This window comes from Pseudoxanthomonas suwonensis (assembly GCF_010093235.1).
Taxonomy (GTDB): Bacteria; Pseudomonadota; Gammaproteobacteria; order Xanthomonadales; family Xanthomonadaceae; genus Pseudoxanthomonas; species Pseudoxanthomonas suwonensis.
This window is the reverse complement of record NZ_PDWP01000002.1, coordinates 51,534-75,966: the sequence shown is the minus strand read 5'-3', so window position 1 is coordinate 75,966 and position 24,433 is coordinate 51,534. Positions and strand designations below refer to the sequence as shown.

24 protein-coding genes and 1 pseudogene are annotated in these 24,433 nt (G+C 69.7%); 8 read left to right on the top strand and 17 right to left on the bottom strand.

Translation table 11 applies throughout. The features are described 5' to 3' along the window. Nucleotides 1-120: 120 nt before the first annotated feature. Nucleotides 121-1,320, top strand: a complete 1,200-nt coding sequence (gene kbl, locus CSC68_RS01260; RefSeq protein WP_425501182.1) for a glycine C-acetyltransferase — start codon at nucleotides 121-123, stop codon at nucleotides 1,318-1,320. 6 nt (nucleotides 1,321-1,326) lie between these two features. On the opposite strand, the gene CSC68_RS01255 is transcribed toward kbl, so the two are convergent. The 4 genes and pseudogenes from CSC68_RS01255 to CSC68_RS01240 all read right to left on the bottom strand — a co-directional run bounded on the left by CSC68_RS01255 (nucleotide 1,327) and on the right by CSC68_RS01240 (nucleotide 4,141). After that, a complete protein-coding gene (locus CSC68_RS01255; RefSeq protein ID WP_162201689.1) occupies nucleotides 1,327-1,623 on the bottom strand; it encodes a hypothetical protein in 297 nt (98 codons plus the stop codon). A 69-nt stretch (nucleotides 1,624-1,692) separates the two neighbouring features. Beyond that, nucleotides 1,693-2,502, bottom strand: a complete 810-nt coding sequence (locus tag CSC68_RS01250) for a pseudouridine synthase (RefSeq protein WP_162201688.1) — start codon at nucleotides 2,500-2,502, stop codon at nucleotides 1,693-1,695. Between the two features lie 8 nt (nucleotides 2,503-2,510). Next, nucleotides 2,511-2,771, bottom strand: a pseudogene (locus CSC68_RS16075) (hypothetical protein); the annotation flags it as partial. Between the two features lie 266 nt (nucleotides 2,772-3,037). Continuing rightward, nucleotides 3,038-4,141 carry an OmpA family protein gene (locus tag CSC68_RS01240; RefSeq protein ID WP_162201686.1) on the bottom strand — a complete coding sequence of 368 codons (1,104 nt, stop codon included), beginning with the start codon at nucleotides 4,139-4,141 and terminating at the stop codon, nucleotides 3,038-3,040. A gap of 315 nt (nucleotides 4,142-4,456) precedes the next feature. On the opposite strand from CSC68_RS01240, the gene CSC68_RS01235 reads away from it, so the two are divergent. The 4 genes from CSC68_RS01235 to CSC68_RS01220 all read left to right on the top strand — a co-directional run bounded on the left by CSC68_RS01235 (nucleotide 4,457) and on the right by CSC68_RS01220 (nucleotide 9,134). After that, on the top strand, nucleotides 4,457-5,476 hold the full coding sequence (locus CSC68_RS01235; protein WP_162201685.1) for a zinc-binding alcohol dehydrogenase family protein: 1,020 nt from the start codon (nucleotides 4,457-4,459) through the stop codon (nucleotides 5,474-5,476). A 73-nt stretch (nucleotides 5,477-5,549) separates the two neighbouring features. Then, nucleotides 5,550-7,589 (top strand): NADPH-dependent 2,4-dienoyl-CoA reductase, encoded by a 2,040-nt coding sequence (locus tag CSC68_RS01230; protein WP_162201684.1) that lies wholly within the window; start codon nucleotides 5,550-5,552, stop codon nucleotides 7,587-7,589. A 433-nt stretch (nucleotides 7,590-8,022) separates the two neighbouring features. Next, the gene (locus tag CSC68_RS01225) at nucleotides 8,023-8,478 is read left to right on the top strand and encodes a cell wall hydrolase (protein ID WP_162201683.1); all 456 of its coding nucleotides are present in this window, start codon (nucleotides 8,023-8,025) and stop codon (nucleotides 8,476-8,478) included. 44 nt (nucleotides 8,479-8,522) lie between these two features. Next, nucleotides 8,523-9,134 (top strand): glutathione S-transferase family protein, encoded by a 612-nt coding sequence (locus CSC68_RS01220; RefSeq protein WP_162201682.1) that lies wholly within the window; start codon nucleotides 8,523-8,525, stop codon nucleotides 9,132-9,134. A gap of 49 nt (nucleotides 9,135-9,183) precedes the next feature. Here the strand turns inward: CSC68_RS01220 and CSC68_RS01215 are convergent, their stop codons facing one another. From CSC68_RS01215 to prpB, 3 genes are read right to left on the bottom strand one after another with little or no spacing between them, the layout of a single operon-like run. After that, the gene (locus tag CSC68_RS01215) at nucleotides 9,184-9,723 is read right to left on the bottom strand and encodes a hypothetical protein (RefSeq protein WP_162201681.1); all 540 of its coding nucleotides are present in this window, start codon (nucleotides 9,721-9,723) and stop codon (nucleotides 9,184-9,186) included. A 39-nt stretch (nucleotides 9,724-9,762) separates the two neighbouring features. Next, complete coding sequence (prpC, locus tag CSC68_RS01210) at nucleotides 9,763-10,923, bottom strand: bifunctional 2-methylcitrate synthase/citrate synthase (protein WP_162201680.1); 1,161 nt, start codon at nucleotides 10,921-10,923, stop codon at nucleotides 9,763-9,765. Nucleotides 10,924-10,975: 52 nt separating this feature from the next. Then, nucleotides 10,976-11,860 (bottom strand): methylisocitrate lyase, encoded by an 885-nt coding sequence (gene prpB / locus CSC68_RS01205; protein ID WP_162201679.1) that lies wholly within the window; start codon nucleotides 11,858-11,860, stop codon nucleotides 10,976-10,978. 83 nt (nucleotides 11,861-11,943) lie between these two features. Here prpB and CSC68_RS01200 point away from each other — a divergent pair, with 83 nt between their 5' ends. Beyond that, nucleotides 11,944-13,167 carry a citrate synthase family protein gene (locus tag CSC68_RS01200; RefSeq protein ID WP_162201678.1) on the top strand — a complete coding sequence of 408 codons (1,224 nt, stop codon included), beginning with the start codon at nucleotides 11,944-11,946 and terminating at the stop codon, nucleotides 13,165-13,167. Between the two features lie 168 nt (nucleotides 13,168-13,335). Here the strand turns inward: CSC68_RS01200 and CSC68_RS01195 are convergent, their stop codons facing one another. From CSC68_RS01195 to CSC68_RS01170, 6 genes are read right to left on the bottom strand one after another with little or no spacing between them, the layout of a single operon-like run. Further along, nucleotides 13,336-15,249: a hybrid sensor histidine kinase/response regulator gene (locus CSC68_RS01195; protein ID WP_162201677.1), complete on the bottom strand. Its 1,914-nt coding sequence runs from the start codon at nucleotides 15,247-15,249 to the stop codon at nucleotides 13,336-13,338. Next, nucleotides 15,236-16,099, bottom strand: a complete 864-nt coding sequence (locus CSC68_RS01190) for a sensor histidine kinase (protein WP_162201676.1) — start codon at nucleotides 16,097-16,099, stop codon at nucleotides 15,236-15,238. The genes CSC68_RS01195 and CSC68_RS01190 overlap by 14 nt, the downstream gene beginning before the upstream one ends. Then, nucleotides 16,096-17,112 (bottom strand): ATP-binding protein, encoded by a 1,017-nt coding sequence (locus tag CSC68_RS01185; protein ID WP_162201675.1) that lies wholly within the window; start codon nucleotides 17,110-17,112, stop codon nucleotides 16,096-16,098. Before CSC68_RS01185 ends, CSC68_RS01190 begins: the two co-directional genes overlap by 4 nt. After that, complete coding sequence (locus CSC68_RS01180) at nucleotides 17,103-17,501, bottom strand: anti-sigma regulatory factor (protein WP_162201674.1); 399 nt, start codon at nucleotides 17,499-17,501, stop codon at nucleotides 17,103-17,105. The genes CSC68_RS01185 and CSC68_RS01180 overlap by 10 nt, the downstream gene beginning before the upstream one ends. Then, nucleotides 17,498-17,863: an STAS domain-containing protein gene (locus CSC68_RS01175; protein ID WP_162201673.1), complete on the bottom strand. Its 366-nt coding sequence runs from the start codon at nucleotides 17,861-17,863 to the stop codon at nucleotides 17,498-17,500. Before CSC68_RS01175 ends, CSC68_RS01180 begins: the two co-directional genes overlap by 4 nt. Then, nucleotides 17,864-18,715 carry an STAS domain-containing protein gene (locus CSC68_RS01170; RefSeq protein ID WP_162201672.1) on the bottom strand — a complete coding sequence of 284 codons (852 nt, stop codon included), beginning with the start codon at nucleotides 18,713-18,715 and terminating at the stop codon, nucleotides 17,864-17,866. It lies immediately after the preceding gene. 326 nt (nucleotides 18,716-19,041) lie between these two features. Here CSC68_RS01170 and CSC68_RS01165 point away from each other — a divergent pair, with 326 nt between their 5' ends. Beyond that, nucleotides 19,042-19,998, top strand: a complete 957-nt coding sequence (locus tag CSC68_RS01165) for an alpha/beta hydrolase (protein ID WP_162201671.1) — start codon at nucleotides 19,042-19,044, stop codon at nucleotides 19,996-19,998. Beyond that, nucleotides 19,995-21,008, top strand: coding sequence for a glycoside hydrolase family 43 protein (locus CSC68_RS01160; RefSeq protein ID WP_162201670.1), 1,014 nt, complete (start codon nucleotides 19,995-19,997; stop codon nucleotides 21,006-21,008). The genes CSC68_RS01165 and CSC68_RS01160 overlap by 4 nt, the downstream gene beginning before the upstream one ends. Before the next feature lie 147 nt (nucleotides 21,009-21,155). Here CSC68_RS01160 and CSC68_RS01155 read toward each other — a convergent pair whose 3' ends face one another. From CSC68_RS01155 to CSC68_RS15810, 4 genes are all read right to left on the bottom strand, one after another. Then, nucleotides 21,156-21,437: a hypothetical protein gene (locus CSC68_RS01155; RefSeq protein WP_162201669.1), complete on the bottom strand. Its 282-nt coding sequence runs from the start codon at nucleotides 21,435-21,437 to the stop codon at nucleotides 21,156-21,158. A gap of 342 nt (nucleotides 21,438-21,779) precedes the next feature. After that, on the bottom strand, nucleotides 21,780-22,097 hold the full coding sequence (locus CSC68_RS01150) for a cupin domain-containing protein (protein ID WP_162201668.1): 318 nt from the start codon (nucleotides 22,095-22,097) through the stop codon (nucleotides 21,780-21,782). A 560-nt stretch (nucleotides 22,098-22,657) separates the two neighbouring features. Continuing rightward, nucleotides 22,658-23,161, bottom strand: coding sequence for a GNAT family N-acetyltransferase (locus CSC68_RS01145; RefSeq protein ID WP_162201667.1), 504 nt, complete (start codon nucleotides 23,159-23,161; stop codon nucleotides 22,658-22,660). 909 nt (nucleotides 23,162-24,070) lie between these two features. Further along, nucleotides 24,071-24,385 (bottom strand): hypothetical protein, encoded by a 315-nt coding sequence (locus CSC68_RS15810; protein WP_211365671.1) that lies wholly within the window; start codon nucleotides 24,383-24,385, stop codon nucleotides 24,071-24,073. Nucleotides 24,386-24,433 lie beyond the last annotated feature (48 nt).

The window sequence follows — 24,433 nt, the reverse complement described above, 5'->3', positions numbered from 1 at the left end:
CAGTTTGAAGACCGGAAATGACTTAGGGGCCGACCCTTATAGCGGATGCGCATGAAGCGGGCGCCGCCGCCGGCAGCCCCGGTAGAATGACGGTTTTCCTTGCAACTGAAGGCCTTGCCCATGTCCGAAGCCGCCATCGCCCGCTACGCCGCCCAGCTGGAAGACCTGCGCGCCAAGGGCCTGTTCAAGTCCGAGCGCGTGATCACCAGCCCGCAATCGGCCGAGATCGAGCTGGCCGACGGACGCAAGGTGCTGAACTTCTGCGCCAACAACTACCTGGGCCTGGCCGACCATCCGGACATCATCGCCGCCGCACGCGGGGCCCTGGACAGCCACGGCTTCGGCATGGCCTCGGTGCGCTTCATCTGCGGCACCCAGGACCTGCACAAGCAGCTGGAAGCGAAGATCGCCGGGTTCTTCGGCACCGAGGACACGATCCTCTACGCCGCCTGCTTCGATGCCAACGGCGGCCTGTTCGAGCCGCTGCTGGACGAGAACGACGCGATCATCTCCGACGCGCTCAACCATGCCTCGATCATCGACGGCGTGCGCCTGTGCAAGGCCAGGCGCTACCGGTACGCCAATTGCGACATGGCCGATCTGGAGAAGCAGTTGCAGCAGGCCCGCGCCGACGGCGCGCGCACCATCATGATCACCACCGACGGCGTGTTCTCGATGGACGGCTTCATCGCCCCGCTGGACGAGATCACCGCGCTGGCCAGGAAGTACGACGCCCTGGTCCACATCGACGAGTGCCACGCCACCGGCTTCCTCGGCGCCACCGGCCGCGGCTCGGCCGAGGTCAAGGGCGTGCTGGAGAAGATCGACATCTTCACCGGCACCCTGGGCAAGGCCATGGGCGGAGCGCTGGGCGGCTTCACCACCGCGCGGAAGGAAGTGATCGAGCTGCTGCGCCAGCGCTCGCGCCCCTACCTGTTCTCCAACTCGCTGCCGCCGCACGTGGTGGCGGCCGGGACCAAGGCCTTCGACATGCTGTCCTCGGCCGGCGAGCTGCGCAGCCGCCTGCAGGAAAACACCGCCTATTTCCGCGAGCGCATGACCGCCGCCGGATTCGACATCAAGCCCGGCGTGCACCCGATCTGCCCGGTGATGCTGTACGACGCGCCGCTGGCGCAGCGCTTCGCCGAGCGCCTGCTCGAGGAAGGCATCTACGCCATCGGCTTCTTCTTCCCGGTGGTGCCGCAGGGACAGGCGCGCATCCGCACCCAGATGAGCGCGGCCCATACCCGCGAGCACCTGGACCGTGCGATCGACGCCTTCACCCGCATCGGCCGCGAGCTGGGCGTCATCGCCGGCTGATACCGGTCAGTCGCGTTTCTCCGCCGCCGCCGGAGTGTCGGCGGCCGGCGTGGCATCGGCATTGCCGCGCGCGATGCGGATGCCACGGGCCTTCATCCAGGCCTCGAATTCGTCGGCGTTCATCTGCCGCCCCTGTTGCTGCATGTCGAAGCGGTAGTCGAGCGGATTCTCGCTGCGGACGATGACGACCTCCGGGGCCGGCGCCGGTTCGGCGGGCGCGGAGGCGGTATCGCGGGGCGTGTTGCCCGCGCAGGCGGACAGGGCGAGGACGAGCAGCGGCAGGGTCAGGCGCAGGGTTTTCATCGCAACTCCTGGATCAGGCGCGGGAAGGATGCACACCCGGTCGTCGCCATGGCGTGGCGACGGCGGGGTTCATGCCGCCGGCATCCCTGCCGCGGTGGCCGGCGCCAGGGCATCGCGCTCGGCCGGGTCCAGCATGCGCCACTGTCCCTTGCCAAGCGAGCCCAGCCCCACCGGACCGATGGCCACGCGCACCAGGCGCAGCACGGACAGGTCGAATGCCGCCAGCAGCCGGCGGATCTGCCGGTTGCGTCCCTCGTCGAGCACGATTTCCAGCCAGGCATTGCGGGTGCCGCTGCGCAGGACGGTCGCCGAGACCGCGCGCAACCACTCGCCATCGTCCTCGACGCCGGAGCGTAGCGCCTGCAGCAGGGACTCGTCGGGGATGGTGTCGACCTGGACGTGGTAGGTCTTGTCGGGGCCGCTGTCAGGATCCAGCACGCGCGCGGCCCAGGCCGGGTCGTTGCTGAAGAGCAGCAGGCCTTCGCTGGCGCGATCGAGGCGGCCGACCGGGGCCAGCCATGGCAAGCCGCTGCCGTCGAGGCAGCGGTAGACCGTATCCCGGCCCTGCTCGTCGCGGGCCGTGGTCACCAGGCCGCGCGGCTTGTTGAGCGCCAGGTAGATGCGTTCGGGCCCGGCCGGGACCTGGCCGTCGACCAGGACCCCGCGCAACCCGTCGCGCATGGGGTATTCGGGATCGAGGACGACCCGGCCATCGACCTGCACCCGCCCGGCCTGGATCCAGCGCGTGGCCTCGGTACGTGAGCACAGCCCGGCCTTGGACAGGACGCGGGCCAGGCCATGGCGAACGCCGGACCGGGGAGACCCTGGTCCGGCGCTGTTCGGCTGGCGCGGTTGGCGCGACCGGCGGTGCGCGCCCATCGCGATCCTCAGTCCTTGGCGGGCGCCGTCGCTGCGTCGGCGGTCGCGGTGCCGCCGGCTGCGGTCGCCGGGGTCGCCGGACCACGGGCCACGCGCACGCCGCGGGCCTTCATCCAGGCGTCGAACTCGTCGGCGGTCATGCGCTTGCCGTCCTGGCTCATGTCGAAGCGCCAAGGGGTGTTGTCGTGCTCGGTCTGCGGCTTGTAGGTGGCCGGATCCGCGTTGGCGGCGGTGGCCCCGCAGCCCTTCTTGCCGTTGTCGCAACCGTCGGCAGCCATGGCGGCCGCGGGAGCGAGGGTGATGCAGAACAGGCCAGCGGCGATGAGGTTACGCATGGTGGAACTCCCCCTGAAGACGGGGCGAGTGTATGCACGGCGTGCAGGCCGATTCAAGAAGATTCTTAGGGGATGCCGCCAAACCGCCAACGGTTCGGCAGAATTCCGGCCGCGGGCCCGGCTACCCCGGCCGGCGCCGGCAAAAAGAAAGGCCCGGCTTGCGCCGGGCCCTTCCATTACTGCCTGCCTTGGTCCGGAACTTAGTTCTGGACGTTCAGCTCGGTGCGGCGGTTCTTCGCACGGCCTTCCGGATTGTCCGAACCATCCGGGTTGGCGTTCGGAGCGATCGGACGGCTCTCGCCGTAGCCGGTCGGGCCGATCAGGCGCGAAGCGTCGATGCCGTTGCTGGTCAGGTAGTCATAGACCGCCTTGGCGCGACGCTCGGACAGCTTCTGGTTGTAGGCGTCGGTGCCCCGGGAATCGGTGTGGCCGGCGACTTCGACGCGCAGATCCGGGTAGCGACGCAGGATCTCGGTGGCCTCGGCCAGGATCGCGACGGCGTCCGGACGCAGGGTGGCCTTGTCGTAGTCGAAGTTCACGCCCTTCAGGTCGATCGAGACCGGGACCGGGCAGCCGTCCGGACCGATGGCCTGGCCGGCCTGCGAACCCGGGCACTTGTCGTCGCAGTTGTTGACGCCGTCGCCGTCGTCATCCAGGTCGGCGCAGCTCGGGGCGACCGGAGCCGGGGCCGGCGGCGGGGCGGCGACCGGAGCCGGGCCCAGCGGGATCACGACGCCGACCGAAGCCAGCAGGTCGCCGAACCAGTCCTCGTCGTTACCGGCGCGGGTCGGGTTGACGCTCTGGTCATCGAAGTCGGCGCGGTAGGCCAGCTCGGTACGCAGGGCGACGCGGTTGTCGAAGGTGGTCTGCAGGCCGACGCCGACCTTGGCGGCCAGGTTGCCGTCGCTACGCTCGCCCAGGACCGGACCCGGGATCGAATACTCCTCCTCGGAGTACTGGTAGCCGATGCCGAACAGCAGGTACGGGTTCCAGCCACGGCCTTCCTGCACGAAGTGGCGGCGGAAATCCAGCGAGGCGCCGTACTGGCTCCAGTTCAGGTCGCTGTTGTCGTCGAACGACGGGTTCTGGTAGTTCAGCTCGGCGTCGACCGACCACAGCGGGCTGATGAACTTGCCGAGGCCGATGGTGCCGAACGGCGCATCCTCGGTGCCGCGATCGCTGTTCTGGAAATTGAAGCCCGCCGAACCGGTCAGGTACCAGCGGTCGTCGAACTCCTGCGCGGAAGCCGCCTGGGCCATCGCAAGGCCGCCAAGCAGCGCTGCAGTCAGAAGTTTCTTGTTCATCTCATGCTCCTTGATGATCGGGGGAATAATCCGGGGGGAGTGAACCCACATGCCTCAGGATTCAGATCACAGACATGCGCTTGCTTTGAGCGGCATATCCCGACGGCCGTTTCAGTGACGTCGTCGGCCGGCAGGTTAGGCGCGGGCATGTGAAGCCGATGTTAACAGTCCCATAACATGTCCATTGACGATCGGGCGCGCTCGCGTCCTCGCAGAATCGCTGCGCGATCGCCTTCGATACGCCCTTCCAGCGCCTGCGGGGCAACGCCATCGCTGCGTATCATGGGCCGCTCCCGCCGAAGACCGGAGTCGCGCATGAAAGCCGTCGGACTGACCCGCTACCTGCCGATCGACGATCCGCACTCGCTGCAGGACATCGAACTTCCGGTTCCCGTGCCGGGTCCGCACGACCTGCTGGTGCGGGTGGAGGCGGTCTCGGTCAATCCGGTCGACACCAAGCTGCGCGCGCCGCGCGATGGCGTGGAAAGCACGCCGCGGGTGCTCGGCTTCGACGCCGCCGGCGTGGTCGAGTCGGTGGGCAGCGAGGTCACCCTGTTCCAGCCCGGCGACGAGGTCTATTACGCCGGCGATGTCACCCGCCCCGGCAGCAACGCGCAGTACCAGCTGGTCGACGAACGCATCGCCGGCGCCCGCCCGGTGACCCTCGACTTCGCCGAGGCGGCCGCGCTGCCGCTGGCAACGCTCACCGCGTGGGAGCTGCTGTTCGAACGCATGTGCTACGGCTTCGACGCCGACAATTCGGGCAAGCGGCTGCTGGTCATCGGCGGCGCCGGCGGCGTCGGTTCGATCGCCATCCAGCTGGCGCGCCATGCCGGCTTCACCGTGGTTGCCACCGCCTCGCGCGGCGAGACCGCCGACGGGCGCCGACGCATGGGTGCGCACGAGGTGGTCGACCACAGCCAGCCACTGGGCCCGCAGCTGGAAGCCCTGGGCATGGGCGAGGTCGAGGCGGCCATCAACCTGGCCGACACCGACCGCTACTGGGACGAGCTCGGCCGGATCCTGGCGCCGCAGGGCCACGTCGGCCTGGTCGTGGAACCGAAGGGGCCGCTGCGCATCGGCGACCCGTACAAGGCCAAATGCATCGGCATCCACTGGGAGTTCATGTTCGCGCGGTCGCGCTTCCGCACCGAAGACATGATCTGCCAGCACCGCATCCTCAACCGGGTCGGCAGCCTGGTCGAAGCCGGCGAGCTGCGGACCACGCTCACCGAGGTACTGGGGCCGATCAATGCCGCCAACCTGAGGGAAGCGCACCGGCGCCTGGAGTCCGGCCGGACCATCGGCAAGCTGGCCCTGTCCGGCTGGGAATGATCCGGCCGGCCTGCTTGCCCCGCAGCGGGCTTTCACCGACGATGGCGGGCCTCCGTACGCCAGCGTATCCGACATGACGCCTGCCGCCGACACTCCGCCGTACCCGCACCTGTTCGCCCCGCTCGACCTGGGCTTCACCACCCTGCGCAACCGGGTGCTGATGGGCTCGATGCATACCGGCCTCGAGGACCGCGTCCGCGACTTCCCGAAGCTGGCGGCCTACCTGGCCGAACGCGCCGCCGGCGGCGCCGGGCTGATCGTGACCGGCGGCTTCGCCCCGAACGTGGAAGGCTGGCTCAAGCCGTTCGGCGGCAAGCTGTCCTGGCCCTGGGAGACCCGCCCGCCCCGCCAGCTCACCCGCGCCGTGCACGAGCATGGCGCCAGGCTGTGCCTGCAGCTGCTGCACGCCGGCCGCTACGGCTACCACCCGCTGCAGGTGGCGCCTTCGAAAGTGAAGGCGCCGATCAACCCGTTCACCCCGCGCGAGCTTTCCGCACGCGGCATCGAGCGCCAGATCCGCGCCTTCGCCAGCGCCGCCGCACGCGCCCGCGACGCCGGCTACGACGGCGTGGAGGTGATGGGCTCGGAGGGCTACCTGATCAACCAGTTCACCGCCCCGCGCACCAACCGCCGCGAGGACGCCTGGGGCGGCGACGCCGCCCGGCGCATGCGCTTCGCGGTGGAGATCGTGCGCCGGGTGCGCGAGGCCTGCGGTCCGGACTTCATCCTCATATATCGCCTCTCGCTGCTGGACCTGGTCGAGGACGGCAACGCCTGGGACGAGATCCTCGAGCAGGCGCGCGCGGTCGAGGCCGCCGGCGCGACCATCATCAATTCGGGCATCGGCTGGCACGAGGCGCGGGTACCGACCATCGCCACCTCGGTGCCGCGCGCGGCCTTCGCCGGGATCACCGCCCGCCTCCGCCCGCACGTGGCGGTGCCGGTGGTCGCGGTGAACCGGATCAACACGCCCGAGGTGGCCGAGGGCATCCTCGCCTCCGGCCAGGCCGATCTGGTCTCGCTGGCCCGCCCCCTGCTGGCCGATCCGGAATGGCCGAACAAGGCCCGGGCCGGACGCGCGCACGCCATCAATACGTGCATCGCCTGCAACCAGGCCTGCCTGGACCACATCTTCGTCGGCAAGGTCGCCAGCTGCCTGGTGAACCCGCGCGCCGGCCACGAGACCGAACTGCGCTACGAGCCGGCGGCCACGCCGCGCCGGATCGCGGTGGTCGGCGCGGGCCCGGCAGGCCTGGCCTGCGCCACCGTGGCCGCGCAGCGCGGCCACCACGTCACCCTGTTCGAGGCCTCGGACCGGATCGGCGGCCAGTTCAACCTGGCCTCGCGCATCCCGGGCAAGGAGGAGTTCACCGAAACCCTGCGCTACTTCCGCCACCGGATCGGGGAGACGGGGGTGGACCTGCGCCTGGGCACCCCTGCCGGCCCGGCCGAGCTGGCCGGCTACGACGAGATCGTGCTGGCCACCGGCATCGCCCCACGCAAGGTGGACTTCCCCGGCGCCGACGATCCGCGCGTGGTCGGCTACCTCGACATATTGAATGGCCGGGTGCAGGCCGGCGGCCGGGTGGCGATCGTCGGCGCCGGCGGCATCGGCTTCGACGTGGCCGAGTTCCTGGTCCAGGAAGGCCCCTCGCCCACCCTCGACCCGGTGCGCTGGCGTGCCGAGTGGGGCGTGGACCTGGAAGGCTCCGGCCGCGGCGGGCTGGCCCAGCCCCGCCCGGAGCCGCCGGCACGGCAGGTGTGGCTGCTGCAGCGCAGCCCGGGCCGCCCCGGCGCGCGCCTGGGCAAGACCACCGGCTGGATCCACCGCGCCACGCTCAAGGCCAGGCAGGTGCGCATGCATGGCGGGGTCGAGTACCTGGGCATGGAGGCTGGGGGCTTCCGGGTGCGCATCGACGGCGCCGAGCAGGTCCTGCCGGTGGACACCGTGGTGGTCTGCGCCGGGCAGGAACCGCACCGGGAGCTGCAGGCGCAGCTGCAGCAGGCGGGGATCGGCGCGCCGGTGCACCTGATCGGCGGCGCGGACGTGGCCGCCGAGCTGGACGCGAAGCGCGCCATCGCCCAGGGCAGCCGACTGGCCGCGGGGTTCTGAGCCATCCAGCGCACGGAGGGGGTCGGGGCCGGGTTCGCCCCCCTCCCGGCATTCACCCTATTCAGCTTCGGAACCGGAGCCCGGAAGGGTGCCCGGAGGCCTCGCCTGACCCGACCGGATCTTTACGCGGGCACTGGAAAACAGGCTCCGAAGGCCTTCACATCATCTTCACATGGGTCCGGAAGCGGCTTCCGCAGGCCATCAGGCGTGACCGCTGTCAAGCCGAAGCGTTCAGTTTCGATTAGGGAAATCGCACCTATCGTGCGCGCCACTTCGACCCGCCCCCTGAACTGGCGGGTCCTGCCGGCCACCTTCGCCGGCACCCGGGCGGCCCGCGGAAAGATGGCCGCCTCCCCATGACGCCCCGCGTGTCGCCCCGCCATCCGGCCCTGCCGCCTGGCACCGACAGCGAAGACGGAGCAAGGAGAAACACATGAAGTTGGCCTGGATCCTCTGGCTGTCGCAGTTCCTGCCCCAGCCAGCAGCAGACTCGCTGTGCCTGAGCACCACCGTATACCTGGAGGCCCGCAACCAGAGCCTGCAGGGCCAGCAGGCCGTCGCCGAGGTGGCCCTGCGCCGCAAGGACAGCGGCCTGTGGGGCGATTCGATGTGCGACGTGGTCACCGCGCGCAAGCAGTTCGCGCCCACCCTCGTCTCGCCCAATACCCGGCTGCGCAACCTCGACGCGTGGCACCGGTCGGTCAACGTGGCCCTGGACGCCGAGCGCAACTGGGCGCTGCCGGTCGGCCAGCGCAAGGAGATCGTGCCTGGCGCCAGCCACTTCGCCGCCCACGCCATCGCCCGGCCGAGCTGGTCCAACGCCTACCAGGTGGCGACCATCGGCGACCACACCTTCTATCGTGTCCAGCGGCTCAAGCCGCGGACCTGAGCCCGCATCCGGCGCCGCGCGGCGCCATCCCCTGCCCGAACCGCATGAAGCTCTATACCAAGCCCGGCGCCTGCTCCACCGCAGTCCACATCGACCTGTGCTGGACCGGGCAGCCGTTCGAGGTCCAGGTCATGGACGCCGACGGCATGAAGTCCCCCGGGTTCCGCGCGCTCAACCCGACCGGCGCCGTCCCGGTGCTGGTCGACGGCGACTTCGTCCTGACCCAGAACACCGCGATCGTCGGCTACCTGGCCGACCGCTTCCCCGAGGCCGGCCTGGCCGGCGACGGCAGCGCGCGCCAGCGCGCCGAGGCCACCCGCTGGCTGGCCTTCGTCAATTCGGACCTGCACCCGGCGTTCAAGCCGGCCTTCGGACCGGCGGCGTACATCGCCGACCCGGCCCAGCACGACGCCCTGCGCGAAGCCGCCCGCGTCCGCGTGCGCGGCCTGCTGGAGGGCGCCGACAAGGTGCTGGGGAGCCGTGACTGGCTGGCCGGCTTCCGCAGCTTCGCCGACCCCTACTTCTATATGACCCTGCGCTGGGCCGGCCGCATCGGCGTGGACCTGTCCGGGCTGGACGCCCTGGCCGCGTTCCGCGCGCGCATGGACGCAGACCCGGGCGTGCAGCGCGCGCTCCGGGCCGAAGGCCTGGCCTGATCCACGGAGGCCTCCCCGCCGGCGCCCTGACCGCGGCGCCGGCCGGCCCTCAGCCTAGGAGCTGCTGCTCCCAGAACGCGGCGAAATCCTCGCCGCGGGCCTTGGCCAGGGCCTGGCGCAGTTCGGGCAGGACCTCGCGCAACCCGGCCGCGTCGGTGCAGCGCTCGATCTTCAGCTGCATGAAGTAGCCGCGCAGGCCCAGGTGGGCGCGCACGACCTCGCTCATGGCCTCGTACAGCCGCACGTAATCGTTGGCCTCGTCGGCCGAACGCACCACCGGTTCGGGTGCCTCCGGCTCCGGCACGGTTGCCGGCTCCGCGGGCATGCCCGCGCCCGCCGGACCCGCGGCCCGCGCCAGGCCGGCGGCGTCGAACCCGCCGGAGGCGTGCTCGATCAACCCTTCGGCCAGCAAACGCTCCAGGGCGTCGTCCGGGGCCTTGACCCCGGCCGCGACCTGGCGCAGCTCGGCCAGCGTGCGCTGGCCGTCCACCATCAACAGGACCGTCCTCAGCTGAGGCGGCAACTTCCGGGTCCGGTCGCGGATCTCGTCGCGGCCGGCCTCGGTCTTCCGGTATATCCCCTCGCGCATCGTTTCCCCCCCAGGAACACGCGAGGCCACAATATCACTTCAGGAGCGCTGGTCCAGAGGGACGAAGGGGAGATTCTCCGGGCCGGTGTAGTTGGCGCTGGGGCGGATGATCTTGCCGTCCTGGCGCTGCTCGATGACGTGGGCGCTCCAGCCGGCGGTCCGGGCCAGCACGAACAGCGGGGTGAACATGGCCGTGGGCACGCCCATCATGTGGTAGCTGACCGCGCTGAACCAGTCCAGGTTGGGGAACATCTTCTTGATGTCCCACATCACCGTCTCCAGCCGCTCGGCGATGTCGAACATCTTGGTGCTGCCCTGCTCCACCGACAGCTGGCGCGCCACTTCCTTGATCACCTGGTTGCGCGGGTCGGCCACGGTGTAGACCGGGTGGCCGAAGCCGATCACCACTTCCTTGCGCTCGACGCGGGCCTTGATGTCGGCCTCGGCCTCGTCCGGCGCGTCGTAGCGCTTCTGTACCTCGAACGCGACCTCGTTGGCGCCGCCATGCTTGGGACCGCGCAACGCACCGATCGCGCCGGCGATGCAGCTGTACATGTCCGAACCGGTGCCGGCGATCACGCGCGCGGTGAAGGTCGAGGCGTTGAACTCGTGCTCCGCGTACAGGATCAGCGAGGTGTGCATCGCCTTGACCCAGGACTCGCGCGGCTTCTCCCCGTGCAGCAGGTGCAGGAAGTGGCCGCCGATGGAGTCGTCGTCGGTCTCGATCTCGATGCGCTTGCCGTTGTGGCTGTAGTGGTACCAGTACAGCAGCATCGAGCCGAGCGAGGCCATCAGCTTGTCGGCGATGTCGCGCGCGCCCGGATGGTTGTGGTCGTCCTTCTCGGGCGAGATGCAGCCGAGCACCGACACGCCGGTGCGCATCACGTCCATCGGGTGGGCCGACGGCGGCAGCTGCTCCAGCGCGGCCTTGACCGCGGCGGGCACGCCGCGCAGGGACTTGAGCTTGGCCTTGTAGCCGGCCAGTTCGGCGCGGTTGGGCAGCTTGCCGTGGACCAGCAGGTAGGCGATCTCCTCGAACTCGCTGCCGTGCGCCAGGTCGAGGATGTCGTAGCCGCGGTAGTGCAGGTCGTTGCCGGTGCGGCCGACGGTGCACAGGGCGGTGTTGCCGGCGGGGGGACCGGACAGGGCGACCGACTTCTTCGGCTTGAACGGCGTGGCGGTGGCGGTGGTCTCGCTCATCTTCATGCTCCTGGTTCTGCGCGCGGCCTGGGTCGGGCCGGGCGGGATGCGGTCACTTCTTGGCGGCGAACAGCGCGTCGAGCTTCTGCTCGAAGGCGTGGTAGCCGATGCGGTCGTACAGCTCCTCGCGGGTCTGCATGCTGTCGACCACGGCCTTCTGGTGGCCGTCGCGGCGGATGGCCTCGTACACGTTCTCGGCGGCCTTGTTGGCGGCACGGAACGCCGACAGCGGGAACAGCTGGATGGCGACGCCGGCGCTGGCCAGCTCGTCGCGCGAGAACAGCGGGGTCTTGCCGAACTCGGTGATGTTGGCCAGCACCGGCACCTTCACCGCGTCGACGAAGCGGCGGTAGGTGTCCAGGTCGTACGCGGCCTCGGCGAAGATGCCGTCGGCGCCGGCCTCGACGCAGGCGATGGCGCGCTCGATCGCCGCGTCCACGCCGTCGACCTGGATGGCGTCGGTGCGCGCGATCAGGAAGAAGTCCTTGTCGGTCTTCGCGTCGGCCGCGGCCTTGACCCGGTCGACCATCTCGCCCTGGCTGACGATCTCCTTGCCCGGACGGTGGCCGCAGCGCTTGGCGCCGACCTGGTCCTCGATGTGGCAGGCGGCGGCGCCGGCCTTGATCAGGCTCTTGATCGTGCGCTCGATGTTGAACGCGCTCGGCCCGAAGCCGGTGTCGATGTCCACGAGCAGCGGCAGGTCGCACACGTCGGTGATGCGGCGCGTATCGATCAGCACGTCCTCGAGCGTGTTGATACCCAGGTCCGGCAGGCCCAGCGAACCGGCCGCGACGCCGCCACCGGAGAGATAGATCGCCTTGTACCCGGCGCGCTTGGCCAGCAGGGCGTGGTTGGCGTTGATCGCGCCGATCACCTGCAGCGGCGACTCGGCGGCCAGGGCGGCACGGAAGCGGGCCCCGGCGGATCGGGTGGACATGGTCGGCTCCAGAGGTAGTGCAATCGACGGGCGCAATGTGTCACTCTGGTACCGGTTGATCAATCTTGATCCCTTAAATCAACATGTCCCTCGACAGAGACCTGATTCCCGCTTCCGAGGCCTGCCGCCTGCTGGGCATCAGCCCGGCCACGCTGTACGCCTACGTCAGCCGCGGGCTGCTGGAGTCCCGGCCGGGGCGCGACCATCGCAGCCGCGTCTACCGGCGCCAGGACGTGGAGCGGCTGGCCCAGCGCAAGCGCCTCGGCCGCGGCCCGGCCCGCGGGGCCGCGCAGAGCCTGGACCGCGGCCTGCCGGTGCTGGAGACCCGGATCTCGCTGATCCGCCCGGACGGGCCGTACTACCGGGGCCGCTCGGCGGTGCGGATGGTGCGCGAGGGCGCCACGCTCGAGGACACCGCCCGCCTGCTGTGGGACTGCGGCACCCAGGATCCGTTCGCCGATCCACCGGGCGACTGGCCGGCACGCGTGGTGGCGCTGGCCACCGATCCGGACCTGCCGCCGCTGGCCCGCGCGATGGGCGTGATCCCGCTGCTGGCGCTGCAGGTGCCGCATTCGTTCCAGGCCGACCAGGCCACCCGCCGCGCCCTGGCCGCCCCCCTGCTGCGGCAGAACGCCGGCCTGCTGGTCGCGCGCCGCCCCTCCGGCCCGGTGCACCGCCTGCTGGCCGACACCTGGCGCCCGGGAGACGAAGGATTCGCCGAGCTGGTCCGCGCCGCGCTGGTGCTGTGCGCGGACCACGAGCTCAACGTCTCCGCGTTCGCCGCGCGCGTGGTCGCCTCCACCGGCGCGCACCTGCACGCGACCGTGTGCGCCGGCCTGTCCGCGCTGGCCGGTCCCCGCCACGGCGGCGCCACGGCACGCGTGTACGCGCTGCTGGAGGACGCGCGCCAGAGCCGCGACGTGCAGCGCCTGATCCTGGCGCGCTGGCGCCAGGGCGAGGACCTGCCCGGCTTCGGCCATGCGCTCTATCCGGACGGCGATCCGCGCGCGACCGAGCTGATGGCGATGCTGCGCCAGCAGCCGCTGCCGCCGGCGACGATCGAACTGCTGGACAGCGTGGTCGCCGCGGCCGAGCAGGCCAGCGAGCGGCGGCCGAACGTGGACTTCATGCTTGGCGCGATCTGCTTCGCCTACGGCCTGCCGGCCGCGCCGGCGCTGTCGATCTTCGCCGCCGGCCGGCTCGCCGGCTGGCTGGCCCACGTGCTGGAACAGCAGGCCCTGGGCCGCCTGATCCGCCCGCGCGCCAGCTACACAGGCCTCCCCCCCGAGACCACCCCCGACGACTGAAACCGGGGTCAGAGTGCACTTTCAGGAAAAAGCCTAAGCCAGGGCGCACCAATCCCTGACGCGCGCCACAAGCGCATGCCGTGGAAAGTGCGCCCTGCCCCACCACCGGTCAGGAAACGACGCGCCCACGGGTGGGGTTTCCCTCAAAAGTGCACTCTGACCCCGGTTTTAGCCGAGTTTGCGGCGTACGGCGCGGAGCAGCTCGTTGAGGTTGAACGGCTTGAGCAGCATGTCCATGCGCTCGCCGAGGAAGCTCTGCCGGTTCTGCGCGTTCTCCGCGTAGCCGGTGATGAACAGTACCGGCATCTCCGGATGGCGCTCGCGCACCCGATCGGCCAGCTCGCGGCCGCCGATGCCCGGCAGGCCGACGTCGGTCAGCAGCAGGTCGAACTCGCGCCCCTCGACCGCCTGCAGCGCCTCGCCCGCATCGGCGCAGTCCACCACCTCGTAGCCGGCATCCACCAGCACTTCCAGCGCCATGCCGCGCACCAGCTCGTTGTCGTCCACCAGCAGGATGCGCTCGGCACCGCCCGGCGCCCGGGCATCTTCCACCGCCGCCTCGGACGCGGCGCTGTCGCCGCGCGGCAGCAGCAGCTCGATGGTCGTCCCCTGGCCGACCACGCTGTGCACGCGTGCGGCTCCACCACTCTGGCGGGCGAAGCCGTAGGTCATCGACAGGCCCAGGCCGGTGCCCTGCCCGATCGGCTTGGTGGTGAAGAACGGCTCGAACACCTTGCCGACGATCTCCGGCGGGATGCCCGGGCCGTCGTCGGAAACCGTCAGGCTCACGTACTCGCCCGGCGGCAGATCGGCCGGCACCGAGCCGGCCGGGCGTGCCGCGATGGTGATCCGCCCCGATCCGCGCAGGGCGTCGCGGGCGTTGATCACCAGGTTCAGCACCACGCTCTCCAGCTGGTTGGCGTCGGCGACCACCACCAGGCCATCGGCCAGGTCGAACTCCAGGGCGATGTTCTCGCCGATCGAGCGGGCCAGCAGCTCCGAAAGGCTGGAAACGCGCGGCCCGAGCTCGAACGCGGTGGTGTCCAGCGACTGCTTGCGCGCGAACGCGAGCATGCGTTGGGTCAACGCCGCGGCGCGGAACGCCGAGGTCGAGGCGACCGACGCGAAGCGCGGGATGCGCTCCAGCCGCCCGCTCTCCACCGCGCCGTTGATCATGTCCAGGGCACCGATGATGCCGGTCAGCATGTTGTTGAAGTCGTGCGCGATGCCGCCGGTGAGCTTGCCCAGCGCGTCCATCTTCATCGCCTGCTGCAGCTCCATCTCGGTGCGCTCGCGCTCGGCGATCTGGACGGCCAGCTCCGAATTGGCCGTATCCAGGCGCTGGCGATGCTCCTGCTCGCGCGCGTGCTGCTCGGTCTGGTCTTCCACGTACAGGAGCCCCGCGCCGGGATCCTTGTGCGGCGTCACCCGCCACTCGGTCACCCGCGGCCCGCGCGGCGTGTGCAGGCAGAACCTGCCCTTCCAGCTGCCGCCGCGGCGCAGCGCGTCGCACAGCGCATCGACCGGCTGTTCGCCGAACAGCGCGGCCAGGCCGTCCACGCCGGCCTCCGCCAGCAGGCGCTTGAATGCGTGGTTGGCTTCGCGCACCTCCAGGTCGCCGGTCACCACCGCGATCGGCGCGCCGACGTGCTCGAAGATCTCGCGGAAACGCACCTCGCTGGCGTGCAGGGCGTCCTCGGCGCGGCGCGCGCGCAGCAGGGTGCGCAGCGTGGCCAGCAGGACCCCGTGGTCGACCGGATGCACCAGGTAGGCGTCGGCACCGGCGTCCAGCCCCGTGATCACGTCGCCGGTGGCGATGGAGGCGGCCGAGACGTGGACCACCGGCAGCAGGCTCGTGGCCGGGTCGGCGCGCAGCGTGCGCACCAGGTCGAAGCCGCTCATGTCCGGCAGGTTCACGTCCAGCACGAGCGCATCGAACGGCAGGCGCGCGAGCTGCTCCAGTCCCTCGCCACCGGTACCGGCCTCCTCGACGCTGTAGCCGTGGTGTTCGAGCACGCGCCGCACCGAGTAACGGGTAGCGGCGTTGTCGTCCACCACCAGGATCCGGTTACCGTCCCTCATCCTTCTCCTCCGGCAGTGCGATGGGCAGGACCACGTGGAACTCCGAACCCTGGCCAACCACGCTGTGCACCCCGACGCTGCCGCCGAGCAGTTCGGCGAAGCGGCGGCACAGGGCCAGGCCCAGGCCAGTGCCGCGCAGGCGCTTCTGGATCGGCGAGTCGACCTGGACGAAGTCCTCGAACAGGGCTCCGATCATGTGCCCGGGGATGCCGATGCCGGTATCGCGCACGCTGAAGCGGACGTGCCCGGCGCCCTCCGGCCGCGCCGATACCGAAACCCGGCCCTGCGGGGTGAACTTGAGCGCGTTGGAAATGAAGTTGCGCAGGATCTGCGCCAGCTTCTTGTCGTCGGTGTAGAGCATCGGCAGCGCCGGTGGCTCCTCGAACACCAGCTCCACGTTCCCGGCACCCTCCACCAGCGGACGGAACATGCCGCGCAGGGCCGAGAACAGGTCCATCAGGTCGAACCAGGCCGGCGAGATCGAGATGCGCCCGGCCTCGATCTTGGCCAGGTCCAGCAGGTCGTCGACCATGTCGCGCAGCTCGATCGCCGCGGCACTGACGAACTTCACCTGCCGCAGCTGCTCGGTGTTGAGCGGCCCGTCCAGGCCGTCCTCCAGGATCCGGGTGATGCTCAGGATCGAGCCCAGCGGCGTGCGGAACTCGTGGCTCATGTACGACAGGAACCGGCTCTTGAGCTCGGAAACCTCCCTGAGCTGCTCGGCCTGCTGGTCCAGTTCGGCGTAAAGCGCCAGCACGCCCTGGTTGGTCTCGTCCAGTTCGGCGCGCAGGGCCGCGTTCTCGGCGCGCAGGCGCCCAAGCTCGGCTTCGATGTCGGTGGAACAGGTCACGTCCGGCCTCCGAGGCGAACGGCAAGGGCGCTGGTGTCGTCGCGGCCGCGGTCGAAATCGCGCAGCAGCACCGCCAGCACCAGCGCCGGGTGGCGGAAGGCCAGGCCCTCGTACTGCGCGAGGCTCCAGCGGGTTTGCAGGCCGTCACTGTGCATGAGCAGCAGTGCACCAGGCGTCGCGGGCACCACGAAGGCCGGCGCGCGGCGGTACTGGCTGCCGACGATGCCCGGATGCGAGGCGAGGCCGCGCCCCGGCATTCCCGGCTCATGGATCGCCGCGGCGATGTTGCCGACGCCCGCGAAACGCACGACTCCGGCCCCGGGGTCGTGGATGAAAGCCGCCGCCGCGCCGCCGCGGGTGGAGGACATGCGCGCGTGCATGCGCGCGACCACCTCCTCCACGTCCAGACCTGCCGCTTCGGCGGCGGCGGCAATCCCGGTCTCGGCCGCCTCGGCCGCGAGCAGGCCATGGCCCAGGCCGTCGACCAGCGCGCCGGACACGCGGTCGCCGTCGGCACCCAGGTACCAGGCATCGCCGCATACCGTCTCCTGGCGCATCGGCACGCGCAGCGCGCCATAGCCGAGGTCCTCGTCGCGCGTGCGCTCGCCGTAGATCCGCGCCAGCACCACCGCGCCCCGCGCGTCGGACCACGCGTCGAACACCTGCGACTGGCGCTTGATCGCTCCCAGCCCCTGGCCCGGCGTGCCACCGGTCGAGTAGCCGTCCGGCAGGCAGTTCGCCAGCGAGAAACCCGGCCCGCGGTCGATGCCGCACACCTCCACGCCCAGGCCGGTCCGGCCCTGCACCAGCGCCAGCAGCACCCGTCCGCCGCGCCCGTGGCGCAGCACGTTGGTGGCGACCTCCATGGCCACGAGGGTCACGCGCCCGGCGTCGAGCTCGCCGAAGCCGGCCAGCCGCGCCAGTTCCTGCGCCTCGCGGCGCACCTGGCCTGCCTGGGTGGCCTCCTCCACCACGATTGCGCGCGTGGCCTGGCCGACGAACCCTACGCCCATTTGGTGATCGCCACCCGGGTCCCCTTCCCCGGCGTGCTCTCCAGTTCGAACGCGGCCACCAGCCGGCGCGAGCCGGACAGGCCCAGGCCCATGCCGTTGCCCGAGGTCCAGCCGTCGGTGAGCGCCTGCTCGATGTCGGCGATGCCCGGGCCCTGGTCGACGAACTCCAGGCGGACGCCCTGGCGCATTCCATCGCGCACCGTGCTCCAGCTCATGGTGCCGCCGCCGCCGTAGACCACGGCGTTGCGCGCCAGCTCGCTGGCGGCGGTGATCAGCTTGGTCTGGTCAACCAGGCGCAACCCGCAGGCCACCGCCGCCTGCCTCGCCGCCTGGCGCGCGAGCACGACGTCCTGTTCGGTCCGGACCGGTAGCTGGCCGCTGGCGCTCATCCGGCTTCCGCACCCGCCTGGCGCAGGAGCCGCATGCCGCGCTCCACGTTGAGCGCGGTGGACACACCGGTGAGGTTGAGCCCCAGCTCGACCAGGGTGATCGCCACCGCCGGCTGCATGCCCACCACCACTGTGCGCGCGTCCATCACCGCCGCCAGGGCGGAGATGGTGGCGATCATGCGGCCGATGAAGGAATCGACGATGTCCAGCGCGGAGATCTCGATCAGCACCCCGCGCGCGGAGGTGGCGCGGATGCGCTCTGCCAGGTCGTCCTGGAGCGCAAGGGCCAGCTGGTCGTGCATGTCCACCTGGATGGTGACCAGCAGGACATCGCCCATCTGCAGGATCGGGATGCGCTCCACTCAGGCCGCCTTGGTCACGGACACGCCCGTGCGCTTGAGCGCCAGCGCCAGGGCGTCGGCGAGGTTGGCCTTGGTCACGATGCCCTGCAGGTCCAGGCCAAGGTGGACGATGGTCTGGGCGATCTGCGGACGCACGCCGCTGATGATGGCATCGGCGCCCATCAGGCGGATGGCGGTGACGGTCTTGAGCAGGTGCTGGGCGACCAGGGTGTCCACGGTGGGCACGCCGGTGATGTCGATGATCGCGATCTCCGAGCCGGTCTCCACGATCCGCTGCAGCAGCGATTCCATGACCACCTGTGTGCGCTGCGAATCCAGGGTGCCGATCATCGGCAGCGCCAGCACGCCATCCCACAGCTTCACCACCGGGGTGGACAGCTCCAGCATCTCCTCCTGCTGGCGCTTGATCACGTCCTCGCGGTTCTTCTGGAACACCTTGACGGTGTGCAGGCCCAGCTGGTCCAGCAGACCGGACAGTTCTCGCAGGCGCGCGGCCATCTGCTGCGGCTCGGCCGCGAAGCCCTGCTCGACCACGTCGAACAGCGGCTGCTTGAGCGAGAACACGAAGGTTGCCGTCTCAGCGGCGCTGAAGCCCTTGAGCACGCGCTGGCGCGACAGGTCCTCGAGGAAGTGGCGTGTCTCCTCCCATGCCCCGCCCTGCAGGTCCGCGGTGTCGCCGCTGGCGATCGCGCGCAGGAACAGCTGCCAGAACTCGCGCACCTGGGCTTCCAGTTCGCGCGACGAGGTCCGCCCGTCCTGGGCGGAATGGGCGAATCCGGCGACCCAGGCATCGACGATGTCGGCCTGGCGGGATTCGATGAGGGTGCGCGCACGCGGGTCGAGAGCAGCCATGCAGGGATCCTGTATTGAGGGCGCAGCCGGACGATCCCGGCCAAGCGGATCCCCCTGCCACGTTGTGTGGCCAGCGTAACTGGATTTCGGTTGCCGTGTCGGCGCGCGGATTAGCGGGAAAGCGTCGTGAAACGGGCGTGAAATCCCGCGGCACGGATCCTGCACGCGCGGGATCCCCAAGCATGGAAAAGCGGGTGGCGCGCCGGGCCGATGCCAGGAAGGTTATGGCGTGGCACGGACATCGAATCGTTTCCGCCCCCTTGCCCGCCTACACTCGTGCCCGGCCGCATTGGATGGCCTGACCAGACACTACGGAGCCCGACCGAATGCCACTGGAGTCCCGCGCCCTGTCCTTCCGCACCGCCGCGCTGGCGGCCCTGCTGTCCTGCCTTGCCTTGCCGGCCTTCGCGCAGGACGACCGCGTCACCCCGATCCCGGTCCCGGCCCAGCCTAACGCGATCAGGCTGCCGACCGGCCCGCTGCCGGATGCACGCCACCCGGAGGCCTGGCATCGCCAGTACGGCAGCACCTTCGTCCGCAACGTCACCGAGGCCACGCTCACGCCCTTCCTGCCCGATCCGGCCAAGGCCACCGGGACGGCGGTGATCGTCGCGCCCGGCGGCGCCTTCGTCACCCTGTCGATGGAGAACGAGGGCTGGCAGGTGGCGCAGGCGCTGGCCGACCGTGGCGTGGCGGCGTTCGTGCTCAAGTACCGGCTCAGGCAGACCCCATCGGATCCGGACGGGTTCGCGCAGGCCCTGCGTGAGATCTTCGCCGGCCCGATGCCGACCGGCCGCATCGAGCCGGCCTCCTCCTTCGCCTCGCTGGCACCACAGATCGCCGACGCGCGCTCCGCCTTCGCCCTGGTGCGCAGCCGTGCGCAGGAATGGAACGTGGATCCGGACCGCATCGGCATGATCGGCTTCTCCGCCGGCGCGATGCTCACCATGGCCACCACGCTCACCGTCGAGGATGCGAAGCCGGCCTTCATCGGCGACATCTACGGCCCGCTGGCGCCGCTGGACGTGCCTGCCGACGCGCCGCCGCTGTTCGTCGCCATCGCCGCCGACGACGGCCTGTTCGCCGGCCGCGGCTTCGGCCTGGTGGAAAGCTGGCAGGCCGCGGGCCGCCCGGTGGAGTTCCACTATTACGAGCAGGGCGGCCACGGCTTTGGCATGTACCCCAAGCCGACCACCAGCACCGGCTGGTTCGAGGCCTTCGCCGCGTGGATGAAGATGCATGGCTGGCTGGAGCCGGCCGCCGGCCGCGGGGCCGCCCGATGAGCGCCCTCCGCGTCACCCGACGCCTGGGCCTGGCGGGGTTGCTGCCGCTCCTGCTGGCGGCCGGCCCGCTGGCCGCCGCCGGCACACCCGTGCCCGGATCGAACCCGCTGTTCCGCGACCGCTTCACCGCCGACCCGGCCCCACTGGTGGTCGGCGACCGCCTCTATCTCTACGTGGGCCACGACGAGGCCCGCGGCGAGGAGATGTTCAACATGCGCCAGTGGCTGGTGTACTCCACCAGCGACATGAAGCAGTGGACCGAGCACGGCCCGGTCATGAAGGCCACCGATTTCCGGTGGGCCAAGGCCGATGCCTGGGCCTCGCAGGTGATCGAAAAGGATGGCCGCTACTGGTTCTACACCGCGGTGGAGCACGACGACACCCACCCGGGCAAGGCGATCGGCGTCGCCGTCGCGGATTCTCCCACCGGGCCATTCGTGGACGCGAAGGGCTCGGCGCTCATCACCAACCAGATGACGCCCAAGGGCGAGCACAGCTGGGAGGACATCGACCCAACGGTGTTCACTGACGACGACGGCAGCACCTGGATCGCCTGGGGCAACCGCCACTGCTACATCGCCCGGCTCAAGCCCAACATGATCGAGCTCGACGGGGAGATCACCGAGATCACCCCGCCGCACTTCGAGGAAGGTCCCTGGCTGCACAAGCGCGGCGACACCTACTACCTGACCTACGCCTCGCTGGACCGCAGCGACCACACCGACGAGCGCATCTCCTACGCCACCGCCCCGTCCATCCAGGGGCCATGGACGTACCGCGGCGAGCTGACCGGCTCCGGGAAGAACAGCTTCACCATCCACCCGGGCATCGCCGAGTTCAAGGGCCAGTGGTACATCTTCCTGCACAACGCCGCGCTCAGCATCGGCGACCAGGAAGGCGCCCTCGGCCGCCGCGCCGTCACCGTCGAGTACCTGCAGTACAACGAGGACGGCACCCTCAAGCCGGTGGTGCAGACCGACGCGGGCGTGTCGGTACCGCCGCCGGGCTGAGCCACCCGGACGAAAAACCGGGGCCAGAGTGCAAGTTTCTCCAGTGGACTCCTGACGCCGCTCCCGCACCGCTTCCTGGCCAGGGCCAGGAAAGCGCCTGCTGCGACAGGGTTTCACCCCGGAGTCGGGGCGACCAAGCGGGGCATTTCAGTCCCGCGCGGCAGCCCCCAGCGGGCGTCCCTCGTCCTCTTCGTAGGCTTCCTCCGTGGTACCGAACGCGTACGCGTGGAACTGGGGCCCGAGCGGCTCGACGATCAGCTCGCCGCCATCTTCCCCACCCTCATCCGACTCGGCATCGAAGGCGACGAACGGACGGTAGTTGCGACCCTCGTACTCGATCTCGCCCTGGTCCAGCAGCATGGACAGCTCGAAACTGAAGTGGCCACAGATGGACTTGCCCACCTCGTCGCCGATCCCGTGCTGCCTCAACGTGTCGCGCAGGCTTGCGATCCATTGCCGCTGGAAACCTGCCAAAGCGCTTCGAGCCTGGCGTAGTCGTCCTCTTCCATGGTTCCTCCCAAACGGGGTCAGAGTGCACTTTTCAGGGAAATCCGAAGCTGGGGATGCACCTTCCTTCCAGCCACGCAATCCTGGCGCCTCCGGGCGAGATGCACTCCGCACGCATCAGCGCATCGGGTGGCAGTCTTGAGTTCACCGCTGGCGGAGTCGGGGAACACATGACCGCGATGTGGACGGCTCCACCGTTGCTTCCCGTCTGTGGCCTCTGGCTGCCATGCCTGCGTCCTCGTCGTGGGAACCTGTCTCGACCGACTACCTGTAGAAGACCGCCAGCCAGATCGTGATCCCCGGATCCGTCCAGGCGACCTGATGCCTGGAGTGGGCCGGAATGTTTACATAGTCCCCGGCCGAAAGCTCGCAGGTCGCCCCGTCCTCGAACCGCAGGCATGCCCTGCCGCGGACGACCATCACCCACTCATGTTCGTCCTGGTCGTACCACCCATCGACCGGCGAGGAATGCCCCTTCGACACTATCCGTTCGATCCGGACCGACTCCGAGCGGACAATGTCCTCAAAGACCTCTGCGCGGAGATCCCTCGGCAGCGGATCGAGCACGCTGCGCGGCTTCATGATCCGGGCCCGATGGTTCGTGAGGGCGCCGATCCATCGAGCCCCACCCGGTCCATTGCTGCCAGGCCTGTTTTCGCCCGAAGTCCGGATGGAACCGCGACCTGTCCGAGCACATGCAGGCTCGCGGCTTCTTCCAGCGTCGAACTCCTGCGTGGTGCGTGGACCACCATCCGTCGGGATCGTGGCCGGGCACCAATACCCGATGGTTCTGGCCCCTCCGCGACATGGAGCTGCAGCTTCGACGCAACGATCTTCCGCCGGTCGATGCCATAGGGGAGCGATTGCGTGGCTGGACGCCCGGCCGCGAAGACAGGGAACGCATGCCCTCCGCCAGACGAGTCATGGAAAGGAACGGACAGGGAACTGCAAGTGGCAGCGAGCAGGACGGGAAGCAGGAACGCGATCTTCACGGAAACCAATCCCTGGTCTGGACCGTCGAATCAACAGGACCTGTACCACGGTACTGGCGCCGGCGTCCTGTCGTCCACGATGCAGCGCGACGGAACCGGCGCGCAGTCCGTGCATGCGCGTACAGCCTGGATTGAGTACCAGGTGGTCACTCAGGCCCCAGCCGCGCCCTGCGGCTGCAGGAACCTGTACATGACGTATGCGTCGACCAGGCCGAACTGCCGGTGCCTGAAGGCTCCTGGAAGCGTGCCCACGACTGCGAATCCAAGCTTCCTGTACAGCTCGACGGCTGCCACGTTGGAGCTTACGACGTAGTTGAACTGCATCGCTCGATACCCATCGCTCCGGGCCCGGGCAAGGCTGTCCTCGACCAGGGCGCGACCGATGCCCCTGCCCTGGGCGGCGGGTCGCACCAGGTAGGTGGCGCTTGCAACGTGCGAGCCGGGACCGGGGTAATTGGCGCCGTACTTGTACATGCCAAGGACATCAGAGCCATCCACGGCAAGGTACGTGGCCTGCGCGCCGAACCAGTGCGACTGGAACGTCCCCCGGTCGAAGTCGACCGGGAACGGCAGGGTGTCCCCGGTAACGATGACCTCCTGGAAGATCTCCCACATCGCTGCAAGACCGGAGGGGACTGCCGGTCGGATTTCCATGGCGACTCGAGCACCGTCTGGGGTTTGCGCGGGAGGCTTGCCCCCTCGCAGGAGCTTGCCAGCGGAAGGCAGCCCGCATCCTGGCACGTAACCGCTCCAGGGATGCGTTTATGGAGCCCCCGCTGGAAGATCAGTCCCGTAGCCCGGGTAAGCGAAGCGCACCCGGGGCCGCGGAGCCGGAATGGGCCTGGTGTAGCGCCGGCAGGTGATACCGGGAGTCCGGAGGTGGCGAAGCCCCGAAGCCTTGCCACGAGGCGACGTCCGCCCGGGCGAACCGTCAGGCCACAAGCTACACCGCGCGTCCCGGCAACGCAGCAAGCCCCGCTCCAGCCAGCCCCAGGCACAACATGGCCACGCAATATTCCCTGATCGACGCCGGCATGCCCTGTGTTACCTGAAGCGAGGCAACGAACATGGACGCGGCTGCCGCACCTGCAGCGAAGCTCAAGCCCGCGCAATGCAGCCCCGCCCGGGAGAACAGGCCTACCGGCCTCCTCCTTCGCACGGCGGCACAGGCAAACGGGAACGCGAAAAGAGTGGCGAGCGAGACAACGAGCGGGAGAACCTCGCGCCAACTCCACCGCTGATGGGCCAAAGCCGGAATGCCAGGCCCAGACCCAGCAGGAGCGCAAGCCGCAGCCAGAGTCTTGCGGAGGCATCGAGCAGGACAGGTAGCGGAATGCCACGATCCGCCATTCATGCCCTCTCGATGGAAGAGTCGGGCTGGCTCCACGCATGCGCGGCCTCGATCATTCCAAGAAGCCATTGCAAGCCCGCCAGGTGCTGCTGGTCGTGGCTGCACAGATAGTGCACCAGACTTTGCAGCGACACCTGCCTGTAGCCTTCGAACTTTGCCGTGCGGACAAGCTGGTCCGGTCCCAGGCCGGCGATCAGGGCAAGTGTCTTCGATCAGGCTTCACGGAACTCGGACAGTGCGAGCTCCGCACTCTGGCTGGCGTACGCGCAATCCTTGGCCAGCGCGTACGTGTCCAGGGATTCGAGCGAGGGATTGGTCTCGCTGAGCGTTCTCTGGAAACGCACGTGATAGCCAAGAACCTCGATGTCGCGGACATGGCAAACCTGTTCGATGGCGGTGAGCTGCTCGCTGGGGATGCCATCCCAGGACGGCGGAGTCCAGTGCTTGAATTCCTGGGGGATGGCGGCGTAGTGCGCCTCAAGCAACGAGGGGAAATCAGCCAACGCCTGGAGGGTGATCGAGTTCATGGGAGGTAGACGCTCCACGCAGACCGGATGCCTGGATTATGCCGCCGC